This is a genomic window from Neobacillus drentensis, assembly GCF_036962125.1.
Taxonomy (GTDB): Bacteria; Bacillota; Bacilli; order Bacillales; family Cytobacillaceae; genus Neobacillus; species Neobacillus drentensis_B.
Genome location: NZ_JBALOA010000003.1, coordinates 254,277 through 281,273 on the forward strand (window position 1 = coordinate 254,277; position 26,997 = coordinate 281,273).

A 26,997-nucleotide genomic window follows, 5' to 3' on the forward strand; every position below is an offset into this window, starting at 1 on the left:
TTAGTCAATAACTTGACTATAATTATTTAAACTTATATGATAGTCAATAATTGAAGGTTGCGGAGGTTTCTATGGAAGAAGTAAAAACGAACATAACATTAGATTTCATTAGGATATCAAATCTCCTCAGCAGATATGGAGCAAAAATGGTTGGAGAAGTGGGACTCACCAGCATACAGCAATGGGTAATTCTTAGAACGATTATTACTAGAGGAGAAATTTCCATTGGGGAGCTAAAAGAAGAATTGCTTGTCACGAAACAAAATATGACCGGAATGATCAATCGCTTGCAACAATCCAATTTAATAACCCTATTTCAAGACCCAGAAGATAAAAGACGAACTCGAGTGAAAATAACAGAGGATGGAGTCCGTGTGTATGAGCAATTGAAATCATTGCGTACTGATTTTAATGCCCAAACCTATCATATTTACAATGACCAAGAAATAGTGGCTTTAAGCGAATTACTTGGCCGACTTGTGGGGCATTTGAAAGAGGAGTGAGGATAGTAGGGAAGGAAAAGCAAGGATACTCTTATATAAAACGTTTGTGTCCACTCTAACCTGTTCTCTGTTTGGCAAAATAAAAACCACGATTTTAAAAAAAAACGTGGTTTTTTCGATTGCTAAATTTCCATGCATTTGCACTTATTTTTCTTTTTTATAAAAGCGTTCACCAGTATCAGGATTATAATAAACTCTTGTTTTTTCTCCAGTTACGGGGTCGATATTTATTTCTTCTGTCGATTGAAAACCGTCTGGTACTTTCACACCTTGATTACGCTTATACCGTTTATCGTAGATAAAATACCCAAGCAATATGCAGACGATCAGTATTATACCTTCTAAAGCATAATAGCCAATGACGAATTTCATTAAATTTTCTCCGCAACAACAGCAGTTCCATATGCGACAATTTCGCTCATATTTTTGCCAATTTCTCCAGAATCGTATCTCATCATTACAATTGCGTTTGCACCCATATGATTAGCATTTTTAATCATACGATCCATAGCTTCTTTTCTTGAATCCTCAAGCATAGATGTATATTGTTTAATTTCACCGCCAACTAGGGATTTTAACCCAGCCATAATATCACCGCCGAGTCCTCTGCTTCTTACAATTAGACCAAATACAGGTCCTTTTACTTCAACAATTTTGTAGCCTTCAATTTTTTCTGTGGTCACAACCAACATATTAATCTCCTCCAGCTTATTTACTTGGTATTTTAAACCGTCACTTGATTTATCTGGAATGGTTAGCATTCCAAAAGCGGGTACTTTGTTCCAACGCCGATTACATTACTTCCATCAAAAACTAAACAATGGGTTACTTAAGAATAGCAGCACTCTATTAATATATTATAGCAAATAAAATCGAACTAAAGCCTGTTAGTTATAAAGACTCGTCGGCTATCTTATCATTTATGATTATTGAAAATTCTAAATATTTATGTTAATCTCTTAACGTAGGTAATGGACAATATTTCCTTTTTACTTCACAAAAAGTAAAGCGCTTTCATTGTCTAAAACGCAAAAACCGACTAACTAGACGGCCTGAAGTATTCTAATATTTTCATATACGAGGGGGATTTAGTATGGATGTAAGTGGAATTTTAAAGGTAGTTGCAGAAAGTAAGCTCGTTTATCCAAGCGAAGAAAAACAATCGAACACCCCAATCGGAAGCAGTAAAGCTTTTCAGGAACTTCTTCAAAAATCCCAACAAGATCCCGAAGCATTTTGGAATGATGTGGCAAAAGAATTATTTTGGTACGAGCCTTGGCAGAAAACAATAAGTGGAAGTCTACCTGATTTTCGTTTTTTCGAAGGCGGCATCAGCAACCCTTGTGTGAATTTACTAGACCGTCATGTGGAAAACGGTGCAGGAAACCGCACAGCTCTCATATGGGAGGGAGAAAACGGAGACAAGAAGTTTTATACATACAATATGTTATTGGCTGAAGTAAATCGTTTTTCCAATGTCCTTCGTTCCTTCGGCGTGAAAAAAGGGGATTGTGTGGCCATTTTCCTACCGAATTTGTCTGAGGCCATTATTGCCGTGCTTGCTTGCTTTCGGATTGGCGCAATCTACAATACTGTATTTTCTGGCTACTCCGAAAAGTCCTTGAAGGACCGTCTTATTAGCTTTGAGCCAAAGATTATCGTGACGACCGATGCTACGTTAAGACGGGGAAACAAAATTTTCTTGAAGGAAAAAGTGGATCAGGTCATTCCAGATATTCCGTCGATTGAAGCGGTCATCGTCGTCAATCGCTTAAATACAGAAATCAAGATGACGGAAGGCCGTGATTTCTGGTGGGAGGAACTGACGGACAAGGCGAGTATCGTTTGTGAACCTGAGATGCTAGAGGCCAATGATTATGGAATTGTCTTCTATACAAGTGGCACAACCGGAAAGCCAAAGGGAGTCGTTCATTCAGGAATGGCCTTTGTCATCCAAAATTACATCTATAGCAAATATCATATGGATCATCATGATGACGATGTGTTCTGGTGTACAGCCGATATTGGCTGGTTGACGATGCATATTTGGGGCATTGCTGGCGCATTGGCAAATGGCGTAACAACTGTCGTATATGAAGGGTCGATTGACTTCCCAACCAAGGATAGATTTTATCGGGTGATTGAGAAGTATCGTGTCAATAAATTATTCACCGCCCCAACGGCATTACGGATGTTAAAGAGTTTGGGTGAAAAAATAGTGGATCAATTTGATTTATCATGCCTGGATGTCATTTCCCTGGTTGGTGAACCATTTGATCGGGAATCATGGCAATGGACTTATGAAGTATTAGGAAAGAAAAAGATATGTGTCAATAATACCTGGGGCCAAACCGAAACAGCCGGATGCCCAATTGCTGGCGCAGCGTGGTTAACGCCAATGAAGCCAGGGTCAGCGGGAATGCAATTTTTAGGGGCAGATATAGCTGTAGTAGATGTAGAGGGAAACCCGGTTAAACCAGGCACGTTAGGAAATTTAATTATCAGGAAACCATTCCCGATGCTTTGCCGCACGCTTTGGAAGGAACCGGAACGCTATCTTTCCTCATATTTCAGCCAGGTGGAAGGGAGCTATTTTTCCAGTGATTTGGCCCTGATTGATGAGGAAGGCTATGTGTGGGTTGTTGGCCGTTCGGATGACGCTTTCAATGTTGCCGGGCATCGCTTAAGTACCATGGAAATAGAAAGTGCCGTGCTTGAATGTGAAGGAGTTGCTGAAGCTGCTGTCATTGGTGTTCCAGATGAAATCAAAGGGGAGGTCCCGCTTGTATTTGCCCGTATAAACGACCTTTCACAAGGGACAGATGAATTAAAAGAAAAGATAAATGAACGGATTGTTGATCTGATCGGAAAAATTGCCTTGCCAAAAACCATTATTTTCACTGAAACCCTACCAAAAACAGTCAGCGGAAAAATCATGCGCCGCTTATTAAAGGAAATTTTCATCTCAGGAAAGGTTTCAGGTGATATTACTGGACTGGAAGATCCAGCAACAGTAGCACAAGTTCAAACGATTATCCATGAAAAATCCACAGTGAAGTAGCCATAGGGAATTAAATGGCTATAATGGCAGGTACCGAAATAAAGGAAGCACATGAACCGCGTGCTTCCTTTTACTGTAATTGGGGGGCTGTTTATGGCATTAGTTTCAATTTATACTGTAGGAAGGCTAAATCACCCATATGACCATCCTGCATCTCGTGAGTTTTATGAAATGGGATATAAAGTAATGCGACAAGCATCTGTATCAGGACAGCTTCTAGCGGAGTTTTCATCAGATGGATTGACTTTCCCTGAAGAAACTAAAGGGAAAGGATACCCTGTCTTGACACTAACGGTATGGAAAAGCCTTCAATCCTTATATCGTTTTACCTATTCAGGTAAGCATAGCCAAGCGTTGAGAAATAGAGGCAGATGGATGGAGCCTTATCAAGAGAAACACCTGTCATATGTAGTGTGGTGGACAGAGCAAGTAAAGGATGTTTCATGGGAAGAGGCTTTCATGAGATACAACTATTATATTCAACATGGACCTACCCCTTTTGCGTTTGACTTAAACCTCGCATTTGATGAAAAAGGGGAACATATAGATAAAATCATTTGACCAAATAGAAAAAGGTCAACCAGAAAGAAAAATCTGGCTGACCTATATTACGAACGGTTGCAAGAGTGGAAGACCCAGCTGCTAATTAGTGGCTTTTTTTATTTGTGCTGCCGGGCCAGGCTTGTAAAAAAAGGAAAATTCTTATAGTTCTAGAATATAGATGTAAATAACATAAATTTTTTCGGAAGTGGTGGGATTAATAAGACAAAACCTTACATTCTCTTTAGATAATAAAACGGAAAAAAGTATAACTAAGAGACTACGGAGCGAAGGTTGTATTTTTGCTGAAGAAGAAACACAGGTACTTATCTCGCAGGCTGGCAGTATCGAGGATTTAATGAAAATGGTAGAAATACGAGCCAGTGGCGTACCACTTGAATACGTACTTGGATTTACAAAGTTTTGTGGGCTGCGGATTGATGTAGAACGGGGAGTTTTTATTCCACGTAAACGGACAGAGTTTTTGGTTCAGCAGGCAGAGGCATTGACCCAAATTTGTGATATTGTTGTTGATTTATGTTGTGGATCTGGTGCAGTTGGTGCTGCAATTGCAACCAACTTGAGTAAGGCTGTATTACACTCCGTTGACATTGACCCTGTCGCTGTAAGATGTTCTTCACGCAACATAACTAACATTGGTGGTCACGTTTATCAAGGAGACTTGTATAATGCATTACCCCATAAATTAAGAGGTCGTGTGAACATAATAGTGGCAAACGCACCTTACGTTCCTACTGATGCAATAAATCTACTTCCCCAGGAGGCACGCTTATATGAACCAAAAGTGGCACTTGATGGAGGAAAGGATGGACTAGACCTTCAGCGTAAGGTAGTGGAGGAGGCCCCTCGATGGCTTGCCTCTGGAGGGCATATTTTGGTAGAGACGAGCAAGATTCAGGCTGCTCAAACCTTTGAAATTTTTGCTAAAGCTGGATTAACTACAAAAATAGCAAGAAATGAAGAATTAGATGCAACAGTAGTTATTGGAAAAAATTAAGGCAAAGAGAAACTGAATAAGTTCCTTTGGTAGTTTAAGAGGGTAAGAGTATAGGAAAGTGGATTGCTTCGGCAATCCTTTTTTGTTAATAAACGAACGGAGCAGGTGAGTGGAAGAAATATATACGAAATTCCCAATAATAATTTATAATTATTTTAAAGTGATTGTCGGATTAAGGAGAAACCACAATGGGGTTAATAACTATATTAAAAATAATTTGTTTTTTGTTGTTTTTCATTTTTCTTGTTTTGGGCTTGTATGAAACTATTAAAGTGTATTTGTACTTCTATAAAGAAATGAAAAAGAGAAAAGTGCCTAAAGAGGAATATAATCAGAAAGCTAAAAAGTTGTCATTATACTATCTTGTATTTGTAATATTAACAATTATTTGCAGTATATTAAAAAGCCTTTAGTACATCTCCTTCTTCAACTTACGGGGTGAGATGCTTCTAGAGCGAAGGATCGCTTTTTGCTTATTCAAGTAACGGGAGGTTAGTTGAAAAACGAAAATTCAATAAACTTTCACACCAACTTCCTGGTTTCAAATATTATAATTAGTGTAAATTTACACTATGGTGGGTGGCTTTGATGTCCAAAAAGTTATTTTTATCTATATTTGTATTTATATTGTCTCTAGCGGTTGTAATTGTCTGGTATATAAACTTTCCTGGATATGAAAAAATTGCGGAGGAAAGAATTGAAACATATATGAAGGCTCAGAAAGTAGACTTTGATAAGGAGTATCAAAAAAAGTCATCTAAGGAGTTTAAAACAGGCAGATGGATGATTGTTTATAAGTTTGCCGATGAACCTAATTTAATTTATGAATACGAATATGATAAATCCACTAATAGCGTCATGCTAATTGTATTTGAATCTCCCTTGATGATTGGGGGCAGCTCGGTTGAGAAAGGAATGAAATATCCAAGTCTTAAAGATGGTTGGTCAAAATTTGATTCCAACGGAAATTTAATTTTAACTTCTAAATAAAATCCAATGAATCAAGAACATTATTGATTTCCTTATTAAACTAACGGGTGCAAGAGTTGAAGATCGGGCTGTCATTTGGCAGCTTCTTGTTCCACTAATGGGGCAGGTTAGTTCAATAAGAAAATCCTAAAAAATATCATAAAATAATTCCTTTAATTTACATATTTTTAAAATCCAGACCAAATGAAGTTAGTTATAATATTTTTAAGGGAGGGATTTTTTTTGCAGGACATATCAATATGGCTAGCTTTTGCAGGGGGATTTTTAGCATTTATTTCTCCTTGTTGTCTACCGCTATATCCATCATTTATTTCTTATATTACAGGTGTTACAGTAGGAGAATTAAAAAATCAACAAGTTCATACAGATATAAGGAAAACGGTCCTTTTACATTCAATTTATTTTTCAATAGGATTCACATTAGTTTATTTTGCTTTAGGCTTCTCTGCAAGTTTTATTGGAAAATTTTTTTTAAACTACAATGAAGCTATTAGAATGCTTGGTGGGATTTTCCTAGTAACAATGGGATTGTTTATGTTAGAAATTTTCAAACCGAGTCTTTTAATGAAAGAACATCGCTTCAATTATACAAAAAAGAAAATTGGATTTTTTAATTCGGTTATCGTGGGAATAGTTTTTGGAGCAGGGTGGACTCCGTGTATTGGACCTATTTTTGGAGCAATTATGTATGCTAATCTAATGTATCCTACCAAAACTTTTTTTAATATTACTGCATATTCATTGGGGTTCTGTATTCCATTTATAATAATGGCTTTTTACATTAGCAAAACAAAACTAATATTAAAATATTCGGCAACATTAATGAAAATTGGTGGCTTTTTAATGATTATCATTGGATTAATGGTGTTTTTTGATAAAATGACATATATAAATATCTGGGGTTCCGAAATACAGTATTTTATTGAGGAAATGTTTAGCAAATAAAACCTCCAAGTATACGTTATGAGATGAAAAAATCATCTTTCCTCAACTAAGGGGCTATAGGAAATTGTGAATAAATGTACTTAAGCTAACGGGGGCAATAGATGAAGAACGAGGATTGCTGCGGCAATCTTTTTTATTATTGAGATAACCTGGCAGGTTAGTGGGAGAATAAATTGATTATTATGGTAACATTTTGATATAGGGAGTTATGTATTACAATATAAAATGCTGGGGGAGTATTACAATGTACACTATATTTGATAATTTCGTTCATCGATTAACACCTTTTATAACAATTATAAATACCGTTTCCTTAGTCTATATTGCTATTCTAATAAAAAAGCATGCCAAAAAGAAGTAAATAATCTTAATGTTTATTCAGTTATCGGTGTGCTTTACTTCAATTAGGATAAAGCCTTTTTCTTATTAGAGTAAGTGGGTTGTACAAAAACACTTAGAGATTTAAGTTTTAGGGGGGTAAACTTGAAAAGAAATATAATAATAGGATTTTTATTTTTTATAGTTTTTTTAGTTGGATGTTCCAGAGAACAAACTTTTGAAGACTTTTTTCAACAAAAAATGAAAGAATTGCATAAAGGAGAAAAAAATTATTCGTATTCACTTGTTCATACAGAATTGAATACCTTTCACGAAGACGATGCGATTGCAGTGTTCAAAGAGGATAAAAATCAAGGAGAACACATATTTATAGCTTACTTTGAGAAAGCAGAAAATAAATGGGAATGGAAACAAACAAGAGGTGCCGAATGGAACACACCAGTTAAATGGTCTTCGATGCATAAAGTACCATATATTTATTCTGGAACAATCTGTGACAAATCGGTTGCTGAAGTATATGTAGGAGATCAATCAGCAAAAATCATTAACCTTGAAGATGATAAAAGGTTTTGGTATGCAATTAGTCCTAACGAAAATGTCCAAGTTATGATGGTTAAAAAAGACGGTACGGAAGAAAAAATTGAAGAAATTGACCACGAATAATTAAAGAGTAAATAACTTTGTGAAATAATATACTTAAAGTAACGGGGGCAATAGTTGAAAATTCAGAGCCATTATTGGCTTCTTTACTTTTGCGACTAGTGGGGCAGTATAGTTCAATAAGAGTGCTATAAGTATTTCAAAATAAACTAATAGGATGTTTAAAAAAATGAAATTTGAATATAAGTTACAAGGTGCTGGTTGGGCTAATTTTAATATAGAAATTAATTCCCAAAGTTATAGTTTTAGTCCAGGGTACCTGACAGATGCATTAGGTGGAATTTTAAATGCAATAAAAAAAATCCATCCATTATTTGATACGGAAGGCGATTATAAAGAAGGTGGTTCATATTACTTTTGGGATGCAGAACCTGATAGGTTAGATTGGAACTTAAAATATATAGATAATGAAAATTTACACATTAATCTTACCTACTTTGAAGATGATGATGATGAAAATGGTGTAATAGTATTAAACCAAGAATGTCCTTATGATGTTTTCCTTAAAGAAGTTTTAAGAGAAGTTGAACTAATTCTGGTACAGTATGGAATCGTTGGATATAAAGAAATGTGGTATGAAAATGAATTTCCATTAAGTACATTTTTAGAGTTAAAATATTATTTAGAAAACAAGAAGCGCTTTCCAATAGTTACAAATGTAGTAGGATATGATGAAACAAAAAGTAGTGATTTGAAATTTGAAATTGATTTCATCAATAAAATAAAATGATTCAATTAACGGATGCGAATGTTAAAAATGGGATAGCTGCGGCGATTCCATCTTTCTTTTTGCACTAAAGAAGCAGATTAATTGAAGAAGGAAACTTAATACTTAGACCATAATAAGGGGAAATTAACGAAAAGATTTTTAGGGGTGTTTTATGAAACGACTTAGTTTAGTCATATTTATATTCTCAAATGATGGGAAAATAGATGAGGTTGAAGCTGCTAGATTAATTAAAACTGAAATTTCTCCATTACTGCCAGATAGGGAAAATGAAATAGCCCTTCAACTAAGTGAACTAAGGCGAGAGCTGTTTAATAAACATGCTAATCCATAAAAAGATTACATTGTAAATATATGTACTAAAAACTAACGGGGCAGGCTAGTTGAATATGAACATTTATAACCCATTCTAAATGAAATGGGTTTTGTCTATATCAACTACCACACTAATATTCACGAAAACCCTTCTTTTCCTTTCGTTTTTTGATAGGTTCTCATTAGAATTTTAAAAACAATTGTTGTTAATAATTGAGTGAACAAATAAATAAGGAATGAATAGCGGATAGCCCAATCCTTATATACAAAAACCTTAAAGGTTTTCGCCAGTTCCTCAAACACCGTCCCGAATGTTGACCAACACAAAATAAATAATGGAACAAAATAACCTCTAACTTTAAGCTTGTCGTATAGATAAATATACAAGTATCCCGAAATTGGATACATTCCCCAAGTTAGAATTTCGGTGAGGGTTAGCCATGGCTCAATGTTTGTATCGTATAAATCAATTGGGGGAGCTCCTATTGTATGGTCTAAACCCAAAGCAATTGCTAAACTCATGTTCATGATAAGAAATGTCACGGTTATAGGTAACCGTTGAGGAAGCCGATATACTAAATAGACACCCGAGAGAAAAAATACAATATTAAAACACAGGTTAATATTTTGTTGACTCATAATATATCCCATCTTTTCTCATTAGATATCGAATGCATCGAACCGAAAATAGTGCAATTATTAATGGGATTGCTTTGAAAGGTGTATACCAAAACATCCCTACTGAGCTAAAATGTATTACTCCCAATAAGTGGAGTGCAAAGCCTGCTAAAAAGAGAATTGCAAGAGTCACAAGATAACACAAGTATCTCAAAATGGCGTGTTTTACTGCGAGTGACTCATCGAGGATCCATGTAATAATAAGAGGACATATTAATTCAGTATAAATAATACGAATTAAGGATAGTTCTTTGTTATCAGGTACAGTAATCCATTGTTTATTTACCAGAAAAAACGAGTAGATTGGAGAATTTACTGCGGTTACACTAAACCAGATGGCTAACAATTCGAACAGATGAATATACTTAGGCTTAATCCAGAAGGCAGTTAATGATAAAACGGCAAAGGCAATTACCCCAATTAAAAACATTTTCTTATGGTTCCTTTCATTTACATATTGCCTAATTTCTTTTTCGTCGTAATTATGCTGTTGTAACTAATATTCCATATTAAACTATTTATAATTCATCCTAATATTGTGAAGAAATATACTTAAGCTAACGGGTTGCGATTCTTCACTAACGCAGGATCGTTTTTTCTTATTCTGCTAACGAAGCAGGTTAGTGAAAATAGGAAAAAGAAAGAAAACGGCGAATAAGTTATCGGTCAGGTTGATAACAGATGATTGGAGATAAATGAAGTGTTTTATAATTTAGGTTCACCTGGTTATTCAAGTGACATAGCAATGTCTAGAGCTAATCCAGTTGAGTATATAAATCCTGTATTTTTACCTGGTATATACTGCCCAAAATGTAATGATTTATGGGCAAGTAGTTCAAGAGTTAGAATAGACGAAACTGTGTCCAAACGAGTATCAGATATTCTTCAAAGTCACAACCTCCCAGACTTTGGAGTTCCATTGGACCAATTCCAAAGTCTTTGTAAAGAGATTGCAATAGCAACGAACATTCCATTAAAAATGCTTGAGCCTGGAGTTGATTTATGTCCACCAGAAGGACTAATTCGGAATACAAAAGTCAAAGATTTTACGCATCCTTTTCCAGGATTGATATGGGTTAAGGAGTCAGTAAAAGCTAGCTTAGAAGAGGCTAAACTACAAGGAATAACCTTTGTCAATGTAAATCTAAAATGGACTGGCAAAATGAAGAATTCCACAGAAGCTGTGTCTGAACTGTGGGAAATCGTTGTAAATGGAAAAGCGTGGCGTGAAGGTAGCAACCTTGAAACGATAACTGCTTGTTCAATGTGTGGAAGGACAGAATTTCTTAGGGGAAAAAATCCGAAGGTGGATAAAACCCGTTGGGATGGCAGTGATGTCTTATATGTAGACAATAATCCAAACATAGTCATTGTTACTGAGAAGGTAAAAGAGATACTCGATTATGGAAAGTTTACTAATTTCGATTGTAAAACAATTTAATGAGTTTGGATTTTCCGACGCTATATAAAAAACGAATTAGGATAGGTGTGGAAATTTTGAGGTGCCTTTCCTCAAGAACTGGCTTCAATTAAGGCAGCCTTTATTTGTTGAACTAGCGAAGTAGTTTAGCTTAAGAAGAATACATTGTAAAATGTAAAAAAATACCGAGGTGAAAGCATGAAATATACTTGCCCTTGTTGTGGCCATAAAACATTAGATGAAGAACCACCAGGTACATATGCTATTTGCGGAATTTGTTTTTGGGAAGATGATGGAGTTCAATTCGATGAACCTGATTATGAAGGCGGTGCAAATAAAGTTTCCTTAAGACAGGCACAACAAAATTTTATAAAATTTGGTGCTTGCGATGAAGGTAGTGTTAACTTTGTAAGAAAACCAAATAATAAAGACATTAAAGACCCAAACTGGAAACCGTTTATTTATAGAAGTTATTAAGCTTATGGGTGCTTTTGTTAAGGATGATGATCGCTACGGCGGTCGTTTTTTTTTTGTTGAACTAACGGAGCAGGTTAGTTGAATTAGGAGGGTGGTTGCAACGGGTTTAACTTCGGTACCATGCCATGGGTAATACATATAATACTACAGTTATTTTAATCAATTAATACGAGGAGATAATTTTATGCTTACCGAAGCTGATGCATTTAGAGTTGGCAGTTTAATAACTGTAAGACTCATTGGTCAATTGCCTACACCATGTGATGAAGTAGAAGAACTCGGACATTACCCGGCAAACGGAATTGGTTCTGCAAGAATTTTTCTTAGAGAGGGCAGAAAACCCGGACTAGAAAATATGAACTGTATACAGGGGTTGGGGAACATATGGAGTATGAATCAAGTGATTAATGACAGATATTCTAAGACTGTAGAGATTTTTATAAATGAACATTTTGTTAGGAGAATTCGGGTCATAGAAATTACTCAAAAAGGATGGCATAACATACATTGATTTATAGCATTCCCCTCTTTTTATATATCGTTAACACATCTTATCCACCCGTATGGGTTGTCTTTCTTTGAATGAACTATGGCTATCTTTCTGAAATTTGATTTGATTGTGAAGAAATGTACTTAAGCTACCATGAAAGAACGTAATTATCTTTCATTTCCTGTGGTGAAGCTCTGCTTCATGGATGGCTAACGGGTAGCTTATGTTAAAGATGGGATGGCTGCGGCGATCCCGTTTTCTTATTGAGCTAACGGGGCAGGTTAGTTCAACAAGAAAGGCAGCTTTTTTCATTGCTCACAAGAAGAGGATAAGTGAAAGAAAGTCTTTTTCTTATTACTAGTGCGGCAGGCAAATTGAACAAGGAATAAATAAAGTGAGTTTTACTCGGGAATGATATACCCATACAATTCGAAAGGGTCGGATTAGATGAAGAAAAAAGAAGTCTTTTCATTAGCTATGATAATCATTCCCTGGCTTTCTGTTCTGTTTATGGATAAGAAGTCATTTTTAAGGTATTTACCTGTGGCATGTTTTATTAATTTATTTATTAGTGTCTTTAGTGTCATCAGCAATAAGAGAAGATGGTGGAAAAATAAAAATCCATTTTCTCCAGGTAATGTAGATTTTTCATACATTTTAGGACCATATTTTGTAGCAACGCTATGGATATTTAAACTAACTTACGGTAAGTTTTCCAAATATCTCATTGTCAATATGATTTTAAATATTTTTAATGCTTTTCCTATGGGTGAAGCATGGGAAAAGGTTGGTGCATTTAAATTTAAAAAAATTAATCATACTATCTGGTACTTTATTTGTATAATAATGGCGATTATTATCTACGGTTATCAATATATTGTTGAAAAAACAATTGTGAATGAAAATAAGCTAAAATCTGAGTTATAATATCCATTTTCCAGCGAAGGTCTAAGTATCGCTTGAGCCAGATTTAACATCGGTTTTAAAGGTGACCTTCCTTTCTTTACTCATAATGAGGGTTAATCGTAAATAATAGAAGAATTTCATTGTTATTTTTTCAAATATTATCAATAACCCATTAAAAGGATACTTGCCAGTGGCATTGTAACAGTGATTAACACGAATATTTATCAAGCAGCTTTCCACTATAACTGATGGAGAGAAATGTCATTATTTAGATGGGAATGCTCCGGCGGTGCAACGACAGGACTTTCTCCCCAAATAACTCAAGGAAGAAGTTAAAGAGTGACTTAATTCGATTAGCGGAAAGACCTTCTGAAGGTAAGAAATTAGAGGAAGTTGATTGTAAGGCTAAAGAGATATTAAAACAATTATGATTTTTCACTAATGAGTTGCGTTACTAATAGAACCGGCTGCCATTATGGGGGCTTTTTTGTTATTCAACTAAAGAGGGAGTTTAGTTAAAAATGTATAAAAATAGACCTCATTTCTGATGTCTACGGCATATAATTCAATAACCCCAATAATAAGCAGGTATTGAAATGCTTATTTTATAATTGTTAATTTTGAGTTTGTGAATAACTGTTACTTAAACAAGCGGGTGCAAGAGTTGAAGAACGGCTGCGTCAGCTTTTTTGCTTGTTCCGTTAAGGAAGCAGGTTCCTTGAAAAAGGATTTCTCGAAATACTGGAAGAAATATCTGTAAATATTAATACTTCTGAGGTGAATCCGAGTAAAGTATGAAGAAATCGAGAATACCAATAATGATTATTACGCTTAACAAGAAAACTCATCATTCAGTAAAAAAGTTAATATCTTCTAAGGTTGCGGTTTATTGTCCTTTGTACTAAAGGGGCAGTTTAATTAAACAACAATATCATTAAAAAGAGGATTGTTAGCTTTCTAAAGAAAGAGTAAATATATTAAATGGTGAGAGGATGAAGAAAATTTGGAAGCAAGTAACCATATCATTCAGATAAAGCCTTGGGAGGATAATGACCTTGATTTACTTTTTCTTATTAACGCTCCAGAAATGATGCAGCATCTTGGAGGTCCAGAGAGTAAAGAGCAGATTTTGAAGCGACATAACCGATATCTTGAACTGGGTAATAGAGGATGTATGTTCAGCATTAAATTGTTACCAGAATTAGAACCAGTAGGTTCTGTGGGTTATTGGCAAACTACTTGGAATAATGAAAGTGTATATGAAACTGGATGGAGCGTTCTACCCTCTTATCAAGGGAAAGGAATAGCTACAAAAGCGGTAAAGTTAGCAATTGAAGAAGCATTTAGTGAGAACAATTATAAATACATCCACGCATTCCCATCGATTGATAATCCTGCTTCTAATACAATTTGTCGGAAGCTTGACTTTCAGTTTATCTCTGAATGCGAATTTGAATATCCTCCAGGAAGCTTTATGCGGTGCAATAATTGGCGTTATAACTTAATAGAAAAATAGCTGAACTTTCAGTTTTTAATTTTTATAAAAGAATGTGAAAAAATGTACTTAAACTAAAGAACGAGGATTGCTACGGCGATCCTTTTTTTTATTATGCTAACGGGCAGTTTAGTTGAACAAGATTTCCTCAGTTTTCACTATGAATTTCTACTTGTTTCCAATAAAATAGAATTGTGATAGATGAATTTAATAATTAAAGGAGAAATCTATGCATATCAGTAGCGGTGATATTTTATTTAAACTCCTTGGTATTCTGTTGGTTGTGTTCTTAACCATATTCTTTTTAATTAATGGCATAATTAAAGGAAAAAAAGAAAAAAGAAATTCAAAACTGAAAGAATTAGAAAAACGTATTGAAAGTTTAGAAGTCATATTAATAAATGACTCTTGGTATCGTGATTAACAACGAAGTTGTCAATAGGACAGCTTTTATGGTGCTAAAGAAGCAGTTTAGCTTAAGAAGAATACATTGTAAAATGTAAAAAAGTACCGAGGTGAAAGCTTGAAATATACTTGCCCTTGTTGTTGCTATAAAACATTAGATGAAGAACCACCAGGTACATATGCTATTTGCGGAATTAGTTTTTGGGAAGATGATAGAGTTCAATTCGATGAACCTGATTATGAAGGCGGTGCAAATAAAGTTTCCTTAAGACAGGCACAACAAAATTTTATAAAATTTGGTGCTTGCGATGAAGGTAGTGTTAACTTTGTAAGAAAACCAAATAATAAAGACATTAAAGACCCAAACTGGAAACCGTTTATTTATAGAAGTTATTAAGCTTATGGGTGCTTTTGTTAAGGATGATGATCGCTACGGCGGTCGTTTTTTTCTTGTTGAACTAACGGAGCAGGTTAGCTTAACAATATTAATAACAAATATTTACATACATAGAATTACTATGTATATTTAAGTAGTACGTAATTTTATTTTAGGGAGTTTTTTTATGTCTTTAATTCTTGTTATGTTGATAGTCTTTGGTTTACTTGTATTAGCGGTTAAAGTATGGAAAAAAAGTAAAATCCTATCATTTGGATTAACAGTCCCCTTATTTTTAGTTTTATTCTTTATTGGATTCGTAGTTTATAACTCCTGGTATCATACTGCTCCTGATTCCCTCAAGGTCACTGTCCAAAAAGAAAAGCAACGATTTACACTTTCAGGAGTCTGGGTAAAACCACTAGATGCATATAGATTCGTCACTGATTATATAGTCCTCTATGTCCCAAATAATACAGAGGTGTCAAATGTAAAACGAAACAGGTATAAAAACTATAATGAAATGGATGTTGAAGGATTGGAGGCAGCAGCTCAAAATTCCATAAAAGATGAAATTTCTTCGGAACTTCAACCTTACATATTTGATATTGAGACAACTAAAGATTTTACTGTATCTTTTGACCTTCCAGAAAACTTAAACCCTAAAGATATAAAAGCTTATTATGTTCATATTCGAGAAGAACCAATGGACTCATTGGAGTTTTGGTTTAAAAAAATCAGGATAAATTAAATTACATTTTTTCCACCCGTTATTGAACTAACAGGGCAGTTTAGTAAAATTAGAAAAAATGATTGATGAACATTTGTCGATTATGGCGAAGGAGAGAGATAATGAAAAAAGTGATTTTACCATTCATATTTTTTAATGTAGGGGCATTGTGATTATTTTTTCTACCAACTGGTATGCTTTTGACTGATTCAGAAGATGGTCTAAACTGGTCGAATTTTTAGATTTTTTATGGATTTTCCATGCAATACCAAGTTTCATACCTTGGGTGATTCACCGAAAAGTCAAAGGTACATTTATCATGTTTTTAATATTCGAGGCACTTATGCTTTCCTATTTATTGTTGATGTTTTTAACTTTAAAGTATGAAGTTTAAGGTTAAATATTTTGATGCGTAATACGAGGAAAATGTGTAATAGAACAAAAGGACTTGTTCCACTAACGAAGCAGTTTAGTTGAACAACCTTACACCATTGCTTTAGTTCGTATTTTTGTAATAGAATCAAATAAATATGTGTGTCGGGAGGTTTAATATGGTTGATAATGAAAATTTAACTTTAGATATTGGAATAGTTAAAGTTCATCTTCCTGATGCAATTAATCCTTGCTTTATGATTGCACAAAGTCTCGGTGAGGAATTTGGTTTAGAAACCAATTATGAAGCTGAAGTAAAATTAAGCAATACTTTGAAAAACAAAGATAAAGAAATTTATAAAAAAATAAAAATCGACGCTGAATCTGGCTGTGTTTTTATAAATGCAAATTCAAAACAAGGTAACAGTATTCTCGAAGTGGCAATGATCATTAATGAATTAGCGATACAACCATATCGTCAAGAACTAACTTCTGAACATATAGAAGAGGCAAGAAAAGTTCTGACAACCTGGAAACGTCCTAAACCACAAAAATGGCAAGAAGGTGATATATTTGCCATTCCATTATCGGATAGGACATTTGGATATGGACAGGTATTATGCCATCAAAATAAAAAATTATCCGTTACCTGTGCTATATTCGATTCTCAGAGTAAAGAAATTAAAGCAATAGAGGATATAGTTCAATCAAACGTTATATCAGTTATGACAGTAAAAAATTTATTTGATTTAAACAGTGGCAAATGGAAAGTAGTAGGTAATCATTCATCGGTAATAGAAAAATTAAATATTCCTATGGAACATAGCGGCAAGCCTGGAATCGGTTTGAAGATTTATCAAGAATCTACACTTAGTGATTTTCTTGAAGCATATTTTAAGATAAAACCGTGGAACCATTTATCTTTTAAAGATAGCTTTATGGATACGCTTCTTTTGCCAGGTGGGGTCCGACCTGATAATGTTATTATCCTGACAAAAGAACAAAAGAAATTATACTAAACAGACGAGTGCTATGAAGTTCTGAAAGAACATTAATGAGTTTTTTTCTGAAAGTTTGTGAAGCATTGTACTTAAACAAACAGGTGCGATACTTCAACAGCGAAGGATCGCTTTTCCTGTTTAAAGAAGATCCAAGGTAGGTGGTGTGATCGTAGTGATGGATTGGCGGTGGACTGAAGTTGATACACTAGAAAACCAAGGCAAATGGAATGAAGCAAAAGCTATCCTGATAAAAAGTTGGAACCAAAATCGTGGTGACTTAAAAACTGTTATTCGCCTTGGGTTCTTTTGCTGGTATGTACTAGCAGAAGAGGGTCCCTTGGATATTAAAGGTGTAGATTTTGATGAAATAGAAACTGTGTTATGTCAGGTTACGGATTTTGGATCGGCTAATCTTATGACTAACGAGGATTTTCTGTGGTGTTTTGGTTATATAATTTCACTTTTTCCATATTACTTTGGTGACTACGAGTATTGGGAAGAAAAAGGTAATTTGATGTTAAAGCGGGCATATGAACTATGTCCCAATGATCCGGTTTATAAATATTCTTACTTGGGGTCCCTTCCCAATACTTACGGTAAACATAAAGATGAATACCAGCAGGTCCAAGCTGTTCTTGAAGATAGATTTCAAGGAGAAGGGGTATTATCGGGATATTTCAAAAGTGTTTGGCAGCGTTGGCAAGGAAATTGAACTGGGAGAACGGGCTGCATCAAAGGTCTTTTTCTTATTCAGCTAACGGGCAGTTTAGTTGAAGAACAGAGATGAAAAATGCGTATTTGACTCAAAAAGCGACGAAAAAGAAAAAAACAGAAAAAGAATCACCCTTTTCCTGTTTGATCTTTGATATCCAATAGTAACCGAATAATGACAAAGCTAAATATAGTCGAAATGAAAGCAGTAACCAAGCCTAGTGAGATGATGGTACTGTCTTTGTTTTTCTTAAGCATAAGAATCTCCTTTGTAAAAACAATTGTAAAGTTAGTTTATCCAAGTATAACCAATTATTTACATCTTTTTCATAAATACTTACGCCACAGTACGAACATATTGTGAAGAAATGTATTTAAACTAACCGGGGCAAGAGTTTAAGACTGGGATTAGTGTTTTTTTTAATCACTCTAATAGGCAGGCTTCTATAGACCAATATTCGTTTATGGAAATATTTCAATGTTGAACAACCAACTTACATACTGATAAAATATTAAAGGGTGTAAAACCGCGTATCGTCTTCTTGAAGGGATGATACTTTAAGGATCTCATACTTGCTTTTTTATCTTTTTTACTTGCTTTTATTGAAAGTAAAACCGGTGTAAAGTTAATCCGAAAAATCACTAAATTTTTCAAACACCCAAAAAAAACAAAAAAACCAAAGAAATAAATACGCGGAGACCTTTTTCTCTATTTTATTAGAGAAAGAGGTCTCTCTTAATAATAAATAATTAAATATCCAGCTCGGAAGAATACTGCTGTTTTCTTTTTTCAAAAGGAAGATCAGTATTTTTTTGTCCTATTGAAACGAAACAATAATATATATCCGCCAAGCCATTTGACATTAGCATTAGGTCGTAATTGCATACTATTTCTTCTTCAACAATTTAGGGTTTTACTTGAAGAAACAGAATTTTTGGACCTAAATGATCCTTTTTATTTTAGTTTAATATAGAACTAGTGTCCGTAAATAATAATGTAGAGGTAAATATAATGGCTATACGGGACCGTGGTAAAAAGAAATGGCAGTTTGCGTTTGGAATGCCAGAATTGATAAAGGCTCAACGAAATCTTTGGATTGACCAAAAACGAATGGAAAAGCCGATTATTGATGATTATGAGAAGGAGGAGTTTGACCAACGTATCTGTTATGCGTTGGAGCATAACCTACCGATAAAGGTAACGAATTGGACTGACGGTTTTTCATCTGATATAACTGGTCGAATTCATTACCTAAATCCAATATCGTACCAACTTAGGATTGAACTTCAAAGAGGGGAGTTTAGAAGGATTAATTTCGGGGATGTTATAGATTTGTCTGTTGTTGATTGAATGTGTTTAAGTTTCTAAATTTATCGACCCAATGTTATCAACCTCCTTGAAAATAAAAAAGCACTCATTGAAAGAGTGCTTAATGGTTGTCGAATCATAAAATCTAATTAATGCTTATTCTAGAGGTGTAAGGTATGAAAGTTTAACTAATTAATATGGTCATTATTCTTAATTTCGCAGTATCCACTAATAAAATGCTCCCTAGTTTTAGTATTCTGAGACCAATCATTTCCACCAAGATAAAGTAGGAATGGAAAACTCCTTAACTAATGGAACTGTTTCGCCAATTGTAGGAGCTATCATAGTTACTCTAGATTTTTCAGACGCTTTAATTGCTCTTTCTATAAACGAAGCAGTTTAGTTGAAAAAAATTTTTTATAAAGTTTCCTACAAAAAGCAAGTTAAAATAATCCAAAATATAGTAAAGTTGATTTATAGGTAATATTTTCCGACCTAAGAATACATCCCAAAATATAAAAGAAGGTTTAATATGCCGATTACAGAAACATCAAACTTCTATTCTTCTGACAGCCTTTTTGCCAATAATAACAGTTGTTATAATGGTTTTAATCATTAGCTTTGTCATATATAAAGTTAAGATGAAAAATCGTAAATAAAACTTCTAATTTAGCTAACGGGGCAGGTTAGTTGAAGTAAAATATGCTAGAATTAAAGTATATTATTTAGTGAACGGTGGAGTTAAAAAATGCTGAACTTGTCGGGGAAGGTGGCTGTATATCAACTTGGATTGGGTATAGGGTATTTTAAACTTCCTAAAGTAGTTAAATGGGTTGATTTAACCATTTTACAATTGGACTCTTCTGAAATTCCTAATCAATTTTACGAAGTTTCGTTATCGAGTAATAAAAAAATAGATGACGTTATCAGCCTTTTAAGTGAAATTACCAGAGGTAATTACATAGAAACTGCATCAAAAGTTATATTAGGTCTTCTGTGCAAATCATTTGAGAAAAAAGAAATCGAAATTCTACAAGTGGTCACTTTGATGTATAGATTAGCTTGGGAACGAAATATTGAAGATGAAATATTTTCAAAAATAAATGGATTAGACGCAGACTATGAAATGGCTGTTGATGGATATGGAGATATGCAAAGTGTGAAAAAAGAAATACAGGAATTTTTAGGTAGATATGAAATGTACGGTGAGTTAATATAGTGCCTGTTTATCTAACGGATGCTTTGTTAAGGAGATGATCGCTGCGGCGGTCATTTTTTCTTGTTGAACTAACGAAGCAGGTTAGCTTAATAAGGAATTTATAAAAAAGAAACAATATTTATGAATGACCGTTCTAATAAGACGGTTTTTTATTATGAAAAAATATTAAAAAATTGAAGCTAAATGACAGGATCATTTATCTAATAGATATAAGGCATACATAAAGAGGAGGAAAAACCATTATCCGTTTAATAAAAAGGGCTCAAAAGGGCGATGACCAAGCGTTTCTTAAGCTCTTTCAGCAATATCAGGATGAAATATACCGAATGGCTTTCACTTATGTGAAAAATCAAAATGATGCAATGGATGTAGTTCAGGAGACAGCATACCGTTCGTTTAAAAAAATTGATACGTTGAAGAATCCTGAATATTTCAAGACTTGGTTAATCAAAATTGCAATCAACTGTGCAATTGAACTTGTTCGGAAAAATAAAAAAGTGATTGAGTTAAAACCGCAATACGAAGACTTTATCGGTTTTGAGGATGAGGATATATCTCTCTCTGTCACCCTGCAAGACTTACTCGATCAGTTGAATGAGGATGAAAAGAGTATTATCATTTTAAGGTTCTACCAGGAGTATTCTTTAAAAGAAATTTCCGACTTACTAAATATGCCTTTAGGGACCATCAAGTCACTTTTGTATCGTGCTTTAATAAAACTCCGAAAAAAATTTAAGGGGGCACAAATTTGTGAATAACATAAAACAGGTCCTGGAAAAGATCGAAATTCCAAAAGACTTAAACAGTAGAGTTGTTTTAGGGGTTAAGCACGCAAAAATGGAAAAGCGGAAGAAACGAAATACGAAGTGGATGCTTGCTTCAGTCGCAGTTGTAATGATTATTGGTACAGGGTTAACGTTCGGCAGTTCACACCTTGCAGATGCGGCAGAATCACTTCTTAGCCAGCTCTTCGGTTCGAAGGAAAACTTGATGGAAACATACCCTGACGACGGACCTGAAAAGTTCGATATGATTGATCAGGCTTTGGCTGTTGCAGAAGAGGTTTTAACGGAAGATGAATTTGCCGAATACACCTCACTTATGAAGGAACAGGTAGAATTAAAAAGCCTGCTTCAGAAAGAAAAAAGGGAACCAAGTGGAAAGGAAGCTAAAAGATCGAACGAAATAAATGAGTTAATGATTCCCTACGAAAATAAATTTATGCCAGTATTTTCAAAACGATTGGCAAGTTTCCCTTTAACCGAAAAACCAACATATATCCCTGCAAAATACAATCTGGGTCAGGAAAGCTATGGCATAACGAATAAAGGTGAGGAACCAGTTGTGAGATTTGGTTACGCAAAGGGGGAGTCTTGGTTTACTACCCTACAACTGAAAAAAACTCAAATCTCGGATTTTGAAAAACCTGAGTCTGATTTATTTGAAAGAAGCGTCTCCTATACATTAAATGGTTTTCAGTTTGATTATGTTTCCATAGACCAATCACAGTGGCTTGGCGGCTTGAGGGTTACAGTGCCAGAGAAAGGATACAAAATCATCTTGGCCGCAACAGATTTGTCAAAAGAAGAAATGGAGAAAGTTTTGTTGTCAATGATTGATAAGTAAATGTCCTTTCTAATAATAGTTGATAGGGGCGACTGTGAAATTAAGTAGTCGCCTTTTCCGTGTTCAAAGTATAGGAGTAAAAAAATAAAGTTTGTGAAGGATTACACTTAAACAAACGGGTGCGAGGCTTAAAGAAGCATCGCCTTGCCTATTTAAAAATATTTCCTGTAAAGATCCTGTCTTATACTTCCGCTAAGTTGGGCATAAATACGTGTGGTTTCACTTTTTTCATGACCGAGTAAGCTCTGAATGACATAGAGCGGCGCTCCATTATTCAATAAATGGGTGGCATAGCTGTGTCTAAGTTGATGTGGATGAATTTCCTTATTGATGCCCGCACGATTTGAAATTCGCTTGATAATATATCGCATCTGGGCAATACTCATTCTATGAGGATGTTTAGCTTCCGTTTTAGCGTGTTGGTTTAGTCCAAGTGGTTTTTTGAAAAAAACATCTACGACAATTTTAATTGGTCTGCCAGTTTGTTTTATCGTAATAGTAGTATTAATAGGAATGTCAGGACTATAATAAAAACTAAATTGATAAAATTGAGAACATTATGGGTACTAGAGTTTTTGATCGTGCTGTCATTGTGGCAGCTTTTCTTATTGAACTAATGAAGCAGGTTAGTTGAAGAAGAAAAAGCGCTTAATGCGTATTTGAAATCTATTGCGAAACAATTAAAAATAAAATACAGAGTCTCAAGACTCTGCTTCTTAGAAGATATTTTAAAAATTACTTACTTTACTTGAATTAATAATACTGAATGTTTGAGTAATACTCTTTGACTGATGGGAGAAGAGTAATGGATTGTATTATAAGTCCTAGGACGATGTAGAAAACGTGAATAAACGCTATTCCTTGAATCATATATAATTCGACCGTTATCCAAATAATTAAGATAAAACCAACATACAACGAACTATTCCAAGACCAATGTGTTTCTTTATAAAGTCTCAGCTTATCTGCGATTTTTAAAGGCTTTTCAGAGATAAGAAAAATTGCTGTAATCAGTGGAAGAATACCCAATCCAAAAAATAGTATAAGTCCAGGAATGAGAAAATTATTAAAGGGGCTATTTTGCAACATTTTCAGTGGCATTGAAAAAATTGAACCGTCAGGAGAAACAATCAATACACCTCCACCAAAAAGAGCACCTATCGAAAGAAAAATGTGTAAAAAAATTAACAAATAGCAAGCAAAAGACTTCCTTTGTTTCTCAATCATTATAATCATCTCCACAAAGATTATATTGTCGGGTTAATTTTACAGTATTACTAATAATTTCAAGACGGTGAATTATTACGGAACTGTGAATGTTTTTTAGAGGTGTTACTTTATTAAACGAAGATATTGTAATGGAATGTTCTTAAACTAACGATGCAGGTTAGTTGAAGAAGGAAATAACTACTTTATGTTGGAATTACCCCATGCCCATCAAGGTAAGAAATTCCTTGTTCCCCAAAACGTAAAAAATGAGCTGAATTCTCTTAAATTACTGGAGATATAAATTTTCATTTTGGGATTACTTCAAAATATCAGCTTGATGGTTAGGGAATTCACCCAACATTATGTTAAAACAGGTCACTTGATGGTAATAAAATACCACTAAGTGGCCTGTTTATTTTTTTCCTACTCATATTCCCCCAAGGATTAAATGGATACCCTCCGATTTCAGCTTGAACTTCTACACCCAGCCGAGTCATTAAATTCGTCTGCTGGAATTAACTATCCATAGCTGATTCGATTGTCCTCCATAAATCAAAGCATTTCTGATTTGGATCATAATTAACTCACCCAAATTTAAAGAATGATCTATATTTAATCTTTTATAAATTTAATCCAAATCTCTTTAATTCAATGAAAATACTTTCCAATTGTTTTCCTTTTTCCGTTAACGTATATTCCACGCGAGGGGGAACCTCTGGAAATACCTTTCTTTTCAATATCCCATGATCTTCTAGTTCCTTAAGACGGAGTGAAAGTGTTTTCGGGCTAATTCCATTCATTGATTTCAATAGGTCGCTGAATCGCATCGTTCCTTCAATCAGCAGATCACGAATAATTAAAAAGGTCCATTTAGTCCCAATCACGTCAAGCGTTTTAGCAATGGGGCAAGGCTCACCTGGTGCTCCTTTGGTCAGCACGACCGGCTCAATAACACTCATCTGAAACATCCTCCCTAAAATTTTTCGACTAATTTACCTTATCATATCACAATAGTATACTTTCGGAAACTTTATGATTAAAATACCACTACTTCCATAAATGAATTTACTACATATATAATATCGATGAACCTATTATTCCATCCCTATATTGAGAGGTGATCAAAATTAGTGCGAGAAATCAACGAAACAAACTGCCGTTAGCGCTCATTGCTCTTTTAAGCTGTTCCTGATTTACAGTGTACTATTGAGGATTTAGTGGTATCAGCTGAAGGTAACAGCTCGTCTCTCATTCAACGGGACATACAAAGGAGAGTTTATGGGAAAAACTCCAACAGGAAAGCCTGCTCATTTCTTTGCCATTGATATTTTGCATACAGGAATGGAAAAGTCGTTGAGGATTGGCACTTAGAGGATAATCTTACATTAATGCAACAGCTGGGAGTAGTATCTGAAAATTGAACACTTAAGGGTTTTTAAAGAGACTACAGAATTAAAGGAGCTAGTAAAAAGATGAAAAATATACTTATTATTAACGGTCATCAGAAATATAGTTCAGCAGAGGGGAATTTGAACCAAACATTGATGAACAAGATGGTCAATTTTTTAAGTGAAAAAAACAATGTAAAAACAACAATTATTCAAAACGGATATAAAATCGAAGAAGAACAACAAAAATTTTTATGGGCTGATATTGTCATTTACCAAACACCAATCTATTGGTTCAGTGTTCCGGGCTTATTGAAGACGTATATGGATGAAGTATATGCTTATGGTTTATTTTTTAAGGGTGCTGATCAGTATGGAAAAGGAGGTTTATTGACTGAAAAGAAATATATGTTTTCGACTACCTGGAATGCTCCTGAAAAGGCATTTAACGATCCAAGTCATTTTTTTGAAGGGAGCAGCCTGGAAGATGCATTAAGTCATTTACATCGTATACAGAAATTCCTCGGAATGAAACCTTTAAAGAGTTTCACCTGCTATGATGTAATCAAAAATCCGAAGGTTGAAAAGTTTGTATCCGAACTTGATATACATCTGAAAGAGGTATTGAATTTTTAATCTATTAAGTAAAATTATGTGGAGGTAAAAACATGTTAAAAGATAAAAAAGTTGTAATTATCGGTGGAAGCTCTGGGATTGGTTTGGAATCAGCTAAACAGGTTATAGCCCAAGGGGCAGAAGTAATCATTGCCAGCCGTTCCGAAGATAAATTACGGAATGCAAAAGAGCAGCTAGGGGATAGGGCTACGGCTTTTACGCTAGATACAACACAAGAGCAGCAAGTTCAGTCTTTCTTTGAAAAAGTCGGCCAGTTCGATCATCTTGTGGTGAGTGCGGCAGAAACATCCAGCGGGTCATTCCTCAAAACGGATACAGCCCAAGCACGACAACTGTTTGAAAGCAAATTTTGGGGACAATATTATGCAGCGAAATACGGTGCTCCGAAAATTTTACCAAACGGCTCAATCACTTTATTCTCTGGGGTTGTAGCCTACAAGTCTATGGTTGGTTCAGCAATTCTAGGTGCAGTCAATTCAGCTGTTTCGAATCTAGGCCAGACCTTGGCATTAGAACTTGCTCCGATCCGAGTGAACATCGTTTCACCCGGTATAATTGATACACCTTCCCGTAGTAAAATGCCAGAAGAAGCTCGTAATAATTTCTATGCTACTGTTGAAAACAAACTTCCTGTGAAACGAATAGGAAGAGCTAAAGATGTTGCACAAAGCGTACTATACTTGCTACAAAATAGTTTCGTGACTGGAACCGTTCTTCATGTAGAAGGCGGTCACATTTTAGCTTAAGCCAGCAGATGAGGAAAAATCATATCCCCTAAACAAGAAAAACTCTTTTCTTTTTGTAGAACTATACGAAAGGATGGTGTTTTTTTTATGAATCTTTTCATCTCTGAGGATCTTTACCTTTTTTCACAGGAATTATACCGATATATGTCACCACAAGCCCTAGAACAACTAGCTAAGGAGATAGGATTTGTTCAGCGAAAAAGTAAGGTCACTGAATCATAAGGCGGATTATGGGCAAAGAAATTCGTATTAAGCTAACGGGTACTTATGTTAAAGACGGGATGGCTGCGGCGATCCCGTTTTCTTATTGAGCTAACGAAGAAGGTTACTTGAATAAGCACCCTATCATCGTCGTTATTGGTAAAAATAGTTTATTTGCAAATTAACGACTAAAACAATAAGTGGGAACTTATGGAAATAATAAATAAGATATGCGATAATTATTTTGAAGGGGTTGATAATTATGGATTTTGTTGTAGGTATCGTATCTTTTGTTGGTGAAGTAATTTCGGCTTGGGCGATTGCAGCTTGGAGTTATTTTCAAGAAAAACTAGACAACAATTAATTTCTCCTTTTACGAGGACTAATCATTTAGGTTAGTCCTTTTTACTTTCAAGGGTACATTTTGAATGTGTAAAATTTCTTATTAAAGTAACTGGTGTAAGAAAGGAAGTTCCACCTGCCTCATTTTGGTGGCTTTTTTCT

At 34.7% G+C, this 26,997-nt stretch carries 32 protein-coding genes and 2 pseudogenes; 26 read left to right on the forward strand and 8 right to left on the reverse strand.

Going from position 1 to position 26,997, the window contains the following annotated elements:
• The first annotated feature begins 71 nt into the window (after window positions 1-71).
• On the forward strand, window positions 72-503 hold the full coding sequence (locus V7121_RS03305) for a MarR family winged helix-turn-helix transcriptional regulator (protein ID WP_335493790.1): 432 nt from the start codon (window positions 72-74) through the stop codon (window positions 501-503).
• A gap of 144 nt (window positions 504-647) precedes the next feature.
• Here V7121_RS03305 and V7121_RS03310 read toward each other — a convergent pair whose 3' ends face one another.
• Both V7121_RS03310 and V7121_RS03315 read right to left on the reverse strand, forming a co-directional pair.
• Window positions 648-875 carry a hypothetical protein gene (locus V7121_RS03310; protein WP_335545708.1) on the reverse strand — a complete coding sequence of 76 codons (228 nt, stop codon included), beginning with the start codon at window positions 873-875 and terminating at the stop codon, window positions 648-650.
• Window positions 875-1,195, reverse strand: a complete 321-nt coding sequence (locus V7121_RS03315) for a YbjQ family protein (RefSeq protein WP_335493891.1) — start codon at window positions 1,193-1,195, stop codon at window positions 875-877. The genes V7121_RS03310 and V7121_RS03315 overlap by 1 nt, the downstream gene beginning before the upstream one ends.
• Before the next feature lie 401 nt (window positions 1,196-1,596).
• On the opposite strand from V7121_RS03315, the gene V7121_RS03320 reads away from it, so the two are divergent.
• The 8 genes from V7121_RS03320 (at window position 1,597) to V7121_RS03355 (ending at window position 9,117) form a co-directional block, all read left to right on the forward strand.
• A complete protein-coding gene (locus tag V7121_RS03320; protein WP_335493787.1) occupies window positions 1,597-3,564 on the forward strand; it encodes an acetate--CoA ligase in 1,968 nt (655 codons plus the stop codon).
• 93 nt (window positions 3,565-3,657) lie between these two features.
• On the forward strand, window positions 3,658-4,125 hold the full coding sequence (locus tag V7121_RS03325) for a DUF3291 domain-containing protein (RefSeq protein ID WP_335493785.1): 468 nt from the start codon (window positions 3,658-3,660) through the stop codon (window positions 4,123-4,125).
• Between the two features lie 199 nt (window positions 4,126-4,324).
• The gene (locus tag V7121_RS03330) at window positions 4,325-5,122 is read left to right on the forward strand and encodes a putative protein N(5)-glutamine methyltransferase (protein ID WP_420490698.1); all 798 of its coding nucleotides are present in this window, start codon (window positions 4,325-4,327) and stop codon (window positions 5,120-5,122) included.
• A 588-nt stretch (window positions 5,123-5,710) separates the two neighbouring features.
• The gene (locus V7121_RS03335) at window positions 5,711-6,112 is read left to right on the forward strand and encodes a DUF3139 domain-containing protein (RefSeq protein ID WP_335545710.1); all 402 of its coding nucleotides are present in this window, start codon (window positions 5,711-5,713) and stop codon (window positions 6,110-6,112) included.
• Between the two features lie 222 nt (window positions 6,113-6,334).
• Window positions 6,335-7,057 carry a cytochrome c biogenesis CcdA family protein gene (locus tag V7121_RS03340; RefSeq protein WP_335545713.1) on the forward strand — a complete coding sequence of 241 codons (723 nt, stop codon included), beginning with the start codon at window positions 6,335-6,337 and terminating at the stop codon, window positions 7,055-7,057.
• A gap of 483 nt (window positions 7,058-7,540) precedes the next feature.
• Entirely contained in the window at window positions 7,541-8,059 is a 519-nt protein-coding gene (locus tag V7121_RS03345; RefSeq protein WP_335545714.1) for a hypothetical protein, read from the forward strand.
• Between the two features lie 166 nt (window positions 8,060-8,225).
• The gene (locus V7121_RS03350) at window positions 8,226-8,786 is read left to right on the forward strand and encodes a hypothetical protein (RefSeq protein ID WP_335493779.1); all 561 of its coding nucleotides are present in this window, start codon (window positions 8,226-8,228) and stop codon (window positions 8,784-8,786) included.
• 151 nt (window positions 8,787-8,937) lie between these two features.
• A complete protein-coding gene (locus tag V7121_RS03355; RefSeq protein WP_335493777.1) occupies window positions 8,938-9,117 on the forward strand; it encodes a hypothetical protein in 180 nt (59 codons plus the stop codon).
• Window positions 9,118-9,236: 119 nt separating this feature from the next.
• Here V7121_RS03355 and V7121_RS03360 read toward each other — a convergent pair whose 3' ends face one another.
• Window positions 9,237-9,737, reverse strand: coding sequence for a hypothetical protein (locus tag V7121_RS03360; protein WP_335545715.1), 501 nt, complete (start codon window positions 9,735-9,737; stop codon window positions 9,237-9,239).
• On the reverse strand, window positions 9,718-10,206 hold the full coding sequence (locus V7121_RS03365) for a hypothetical protein (RefSeq protein ID WP_335493774.1): 489 nt from the start codon (window positions 10,204-10,206) through the stop codon (window positions 9,718-9,720). Before V7121_RS03365 ends, V7121_RS03360 begins: the two co-directional genes overlap by 20 nt.
• Window positions 10,207-10,461: 255 nt before the next feature.
• On the opposite strand from V7121_RS03365, the gene V7121_RS03370 reads away from it, so the two are divergent.
• From V7121_RS03370 to V7121_RS03415, 10 genes are all read left to right on the forward strand, one after another.
• Window positions 10,462-11,217, forward strand: coding sequence for a double-CXXCG motif protein (locus V7121_RS03370; protein WP_335545716.1), 756 nt, complete (start codon window positions 10,462-10,464; stop codon window positions 11,215-11,217).
• 177 nt (window positions 11,218-11,394) lie between these two features.
• Window positions 11,395-11,673 carry a CPCC family cysteine-rich protein gene (locus V7121_RS03375; protein ID WP_335545718.1) on the forward strand — a complete coding sequence of 93 codons (279 nt, stop codon included), beginning with the start codon at window positions 11,395-11,397 and terminating at the stop codon, window positions 11,671-11,673.
• Window positions 11,674-11,857: 184 nt separating this feature from the next.
• On the forward strand, window positions 11,858-12,184 hold the full coding sequence (locus V7121_RS03380) for a hypothetical protein (protein WP_335493770.1): 327 nt from the start codon (window positions 11,858-11,860) through the stop codon (window positions 12,182-12,184).
• 426 nt (window positions 12,185-12,610) lie between these two features.
• Window positions 12,611-13,090, forward strand: a complete 480-nt coding sequence (locus V7121_RS03385; protein WP_335493766.1) for a hypothetical protein — start codon at window positions 12,611-12,613, stop codon at window positions 13,088-13,090.
• 982 nt (window positions 13,091-14,072) lie between these two features.
• Window positions 14,073-14,585, forward strand: coding sequence for a GNAT family N-acetyltransferase (locus V7121_RS03390; protein WP_335545720.1), 513 nt, complete (start codon window positions 14,073-14,075; stop codon window positions 14,583-14,585).
• 208 nt (window positions 14,586-14,793) lie between these two features.
• Complete coding sequence (locus V7121_RS03395; RefSeq protein ID WP_335545722.1) at window positions 14,794-14,988, forward strand: hypothetical protein; 195 nt, start codon at window positions 14,794-14,796, stop codon at window positions 14,986-14,988.
• A gap of 99 nt (window positions 14,989-15,087) precedes the next feature.
• On the forward strand, window positions 15,088-15,366 hold the full coding sequence (locus V7121_RS03400) for a CPCC family cysteine-rich protein (protein ID WP_335545724.1): 279 nt from the start codon (window positions 15,088-15,090) through the stop codon (window positions 15,364-15,366).
• Window positions 15,367-15,532: 166 nt separating this feature from the next.
• A complete protein-coding gene (locus V7121_RS03405; RefSeq protein ID WP_335545726.1) occupies window positions 15,533-16,096 on the forward strand; it encodes a hypothetical protein in 564 nt (187 codons plus the stop codon).
• 530 nt (window positions 16,097-16,626) lie between these two features.
• Window positions 16,627-17,466: an Imm26 family immunity protein gene (locus tag V7121_RS03410; RefSeq protein ID WP_335545728.1), complete on the forward strand. Its 840-nt coding sequence runs from the start codon at window positions 16,627-16,629 to the stop codon at window positions 17,464-17,466.
• A gap of 157 nt (window positions 17,467-17,623) precedes the next feature.
• On the forward strand, window positions 17,624-18,160 hold the full coding sequence (locus V7121_RS03415; protein ID WP_335493759.1) for a hypothetical protein: 537 nt from the start codon (window positions 17,624-17,626) through the stop codon (window positions 18,158-18,160).
• Between the two features lie 128 nt (window positions 18,161-18,288).
• Here V7121_RS03415 and V7121_RS03420 read toward each other — a convergent pair whose 3' ends face one another.
• Entirely contained in the window at window positions 18,289-18,417 is a 129-nt protein-coding gene (locus V7121_RS03420) for a hypothetical protein (protein WP_335493757.1), read from the reverse strand.
• A gap of 754 nt (window positions 18,418-19,171) precedes the next feature.
• Between V7121_RS03420 and V7121_RS03425 the strand changes: the two genes are divergently transcribed.
• From V7121_RS03425 to V7121_RS03440, 4 genes are all read left to right on the forward strand, one after another.
• On the forward strand, window positions 19,172-19,510 hold the full coding sequence (locus V7121_RS03425; RefSeq protein ID WP_335545730.1) for a YolD-like family protein: 339 nt from the start codon (window positions 19,172-19,174) through the stop codon (window positions 19,508-19,510).
• A gap of 706 nt (window positions 19,511-20,216) precedes the next feature.
• Window positions 20,217-20,687, forward strand: a complete 471-nt coding sequence (locus V7121_RS03430; RefSeq protein WP_335545732.1) for a hypothetical protein — start codon at window positions 20,217-20,219, stop codon at window positions 20,685-20,687.
• A 239-nt stretch (window positions 20,688-20,926) separates the two neighbouring features.
• Window positions 20,927-21,445 (forward strand): sigma-70 family RNA polymerase sigma factor, encoded by a 519-nt coding sequence (locus tag V7121_RS03435; RefSeq protein WP_335493888.1) that lies wholly within the window; start codon window positions 20,927-20,929, stop codon window positions 21,443-21,445.
• On the forward strand, window positions 21,438-22,313 hold the full coding sequence (locus V7121_RS03440; RefSeq protein ID WP_335493752.1) for a hypothetical protein: 876 nt from the start codon (window positions 21,438-21,440) through the stop codon (window positions 22,311-22,313). The genes V7121_RS03435 and V7121_RS03440 overlap by 8 nt, the downstream gene beginning before the upstream one ends.
• Window positions 22,314-22,465: 152 nt before the next feature.
• On the opposite strand, the pseudogene V7121_RS03445 reads toward V7121_RS03440, so the two are convergent.
• The 3 genes and pseudogenes from V7121_RS03445 to V7121_RS03455 form a co-directional block, all read right to left on the reverse strand.
• Window positions 22,466-22,708: pseudogene (locus V7121_RS03445) on the reverse strand (tyrosine-type recombinase/integrase); the annotation flags it as partial.
• A gap of 358 nt (window positions 22,709-23,066) precedes the next feature.
• Window positions 23,067-23,540, reverse strand: coding sequence for a hypothetical protein (locus V7121_RS03450; RefSeq protein WP_335493750.1), 474 nt, complete (start codon window positions 23,538-23,540; stop codon window positions 23,067-23,069).
• 602 nt (window positions 23,541-24,142) lie between these two features.
• The gene (locus V7121_RS03455; protein ID WP_144565897.1) at window positions 24,143-24,481 is read right to left on the reverse strand and encodes a winged helix-turn-helix transcriptional regulator; all 339 of its coding nucleotides are present in this window, start codon (window positions 24,479-24,481) and stop codon (window positions 24,143-24,145) included.
• A gap of 225 nt (window positions 24,482-24,706) precedes the next feature.
• Here V7121_RS03455 and V7121_RS03460 point away from each other — a divergent pair.
• From V7121_RS03460 to V7121_RS03470, 3 genes and pseudogenes are all read left to right on the forward strand, one after another.
• A pseudogene (locus V7121_RS03460) lies at window positions 24,707-24,943 on the forward strand (ester cyclase); the annotation flags it as partial.
• A 51-nt stretch (window positions 24,944-24,994) separates the two neighbouring features.
• Entirely contained in the window at window positions 24,995-25,546 is a 552-nt protein-coding gene (locus V7121_RS03465; protein WP_335545734.1) for an NAD(P)H-dependent oxidoreductase, read from the forward strand.
• Between the two features lie 32 nt (window positions 25,547-25,578).
• Window positions 25,579-26,292 carry an SDR family oxidoreductase gene (locus tag V7121_RS03470; protein WP_335545736.1) on the forward strand — a complete coding sequence of 238 codons (714 nt, stop codon included), beginning with the start codon at window positions 25,579-25,581 and terminating at the stop codon, window positions 26,290-26,292.
• Window positions 26,293-26,997: the final 705 nt, after the last annotated feature.

Coding starts and splice junctions, on each gene's coding strand:
- V7121_RS03305 (WP_335493790.1), top strand. CDS start 72: ATGGAAGAAGTAAAAACGAACATAACATTAGATTTCATTAGGATATCA.
- V7121_RS03310 (WP_335545708.1), bottom strand. CDS start 875: ATGAAATTCGTCATTGGCTATTATGCTTTAGAAGGTATAATACTGATC.
- V7121_RS03315 (WP_335493891.1), bottom strand. CDS start 1,195: ATGTTGGTTGTGACCACAGAAAAAATTGAAGGCTACAAAATTGTTGAA.
- V7121_RS03320 (WP_335493787.1), top strand. CDS start 1,597: ATGGATGTAAGTGGAATTTTAAAGGTAGTTGCAGAAAGTAAGCTCGTT.
- V7121_RS03325 (WP_335493785.1), top strand. CDS start 3,658: ATGGCATTAGTTTCAATTTATACTGTAGGAAGGCTAAATCACCCATAT.
- V7121_RS03335 (WP_335545710.1), top strand. CDS start 5,711: ATGTCCAAAAAGTTATTTTTATCTATATTTGTATTTATATTGTCTCTA.
- V7121_RS03350 (WP_335493779.1), top strand. CDS start 8,226: ATGAAATTTGAATATAAGTTACAAGGTGCTGGTTGGGCTAATTTTAAT.
- V7121_RS03355 (WP_335493777.1), top strand. CDS start 8,938: ATGAAACGACTTAGTTTAGTCATATTTATATTCTCAAATGATGGGAAA.
- V7121_RS03360 (WP_335545715.1), bottom strand. CDS start 9,737: ATGAGTCAACAAAATATTAACCTGTGTTTTAATATTGTATTTTTTCTC.
- V7121_RS03365 (WP_335493774.1), bottom strand. CDS start 10,206: ATGTTTTTAATTGGGGTAATTGCCTTTGCCGTTTTATCATTAACTGCC.
- V7121_RS03375 (WP_335545718.1), top strand. CDS start 11,395: ATGAAATATACTTGCCCTTGTTGTGGCCATAAAACATTAGATGAAGAA.
- V7121_RS03380 (WP_335493770.1), top strand. CDS start 11,858: ATGCTTACCGAAGCTGATGCATTTAGAGTTGGCAGTTTAATAACTGTA.
- V7121_RS03385 (WP_335493766.1), top strand. CDS start 12,611: ATGAAGAAAAAAGAAGTCTTTTCATTAGCTATGATAATCATTCCCTGG.
- V7121_RS03395 (WP_335545722.1), top strand. CDS start 14,794: ATGCATATCAGTAGCGGTGATATTTTATTTAAACTCCTTGGTATTCTG.
- V7121_RS03405 (WP_335545726.1), top strand. CDS start 15,533: ATGTCTTTAATTCTTGTTATGTTGATAGTCTTTGGTTTACTTGTATTA.
- V7121_RS03410 (WP_335545728.1), top strand. CDS start 16,627: ATGGTTGATAATGAAAATTTAACTTTAGATATTGGAATAGTTAAAGTT.
- V7121_RS03415 (WP_335493759.1), top strand. CDS start 17,624: ATGGATTGGCGGTGGACTGAAGTTGATACACTAGAAAACCAAGGCAAA.
- V7121_RS03420 (WP_335493757.1), bottom strand. CDS start 18,417: ATGCTTAAGAAAAACAAAGACAGTACCATCATCTCACTAGGCTTGGTT.
- V7121_RS03425 (WP_335545730.1), top strand. CDS start 19,172: ATGGCTATACGGGACCGTGGTAAAAAGAAATGGCAGTTTGCGTTTGGA.
- V7121_RS03430 (WP_335545732.1), top strand. CDS start 20,217: ATGCTGAACTTGTCGGGGAAGGTGGCTGTATATCAACTTGGATTGGGT.
- V7121_RS03450 (WP_335493750.1), bottom strand. CDS start 23,540: ATGATTGAGAAACAAAGGAAGTCTTTTGCTTGCTATTTGTTAATTTTT.
- V7121_RS03455 (WP_144565897.1), bottom strand. CDS start 24,481: ATGAGTGTTATTGAGCCGGTCGTGCTGACCAAAGGAGCACCAGGTGAG.
- V7121_RS03465 (WP_335545734.1), top strand. CDS start 24,995: ATGAAAAATATACTTATTATTAACGGTCATCAGAAATATAGTTCAGCA.
- V7121_RS03470 (WP_335545736.1), top strand. CDS start 25,579: ATGTTAAAAGATAAAAAAGTTGTAATTATCGGTGGAAGCTCTGGGATT.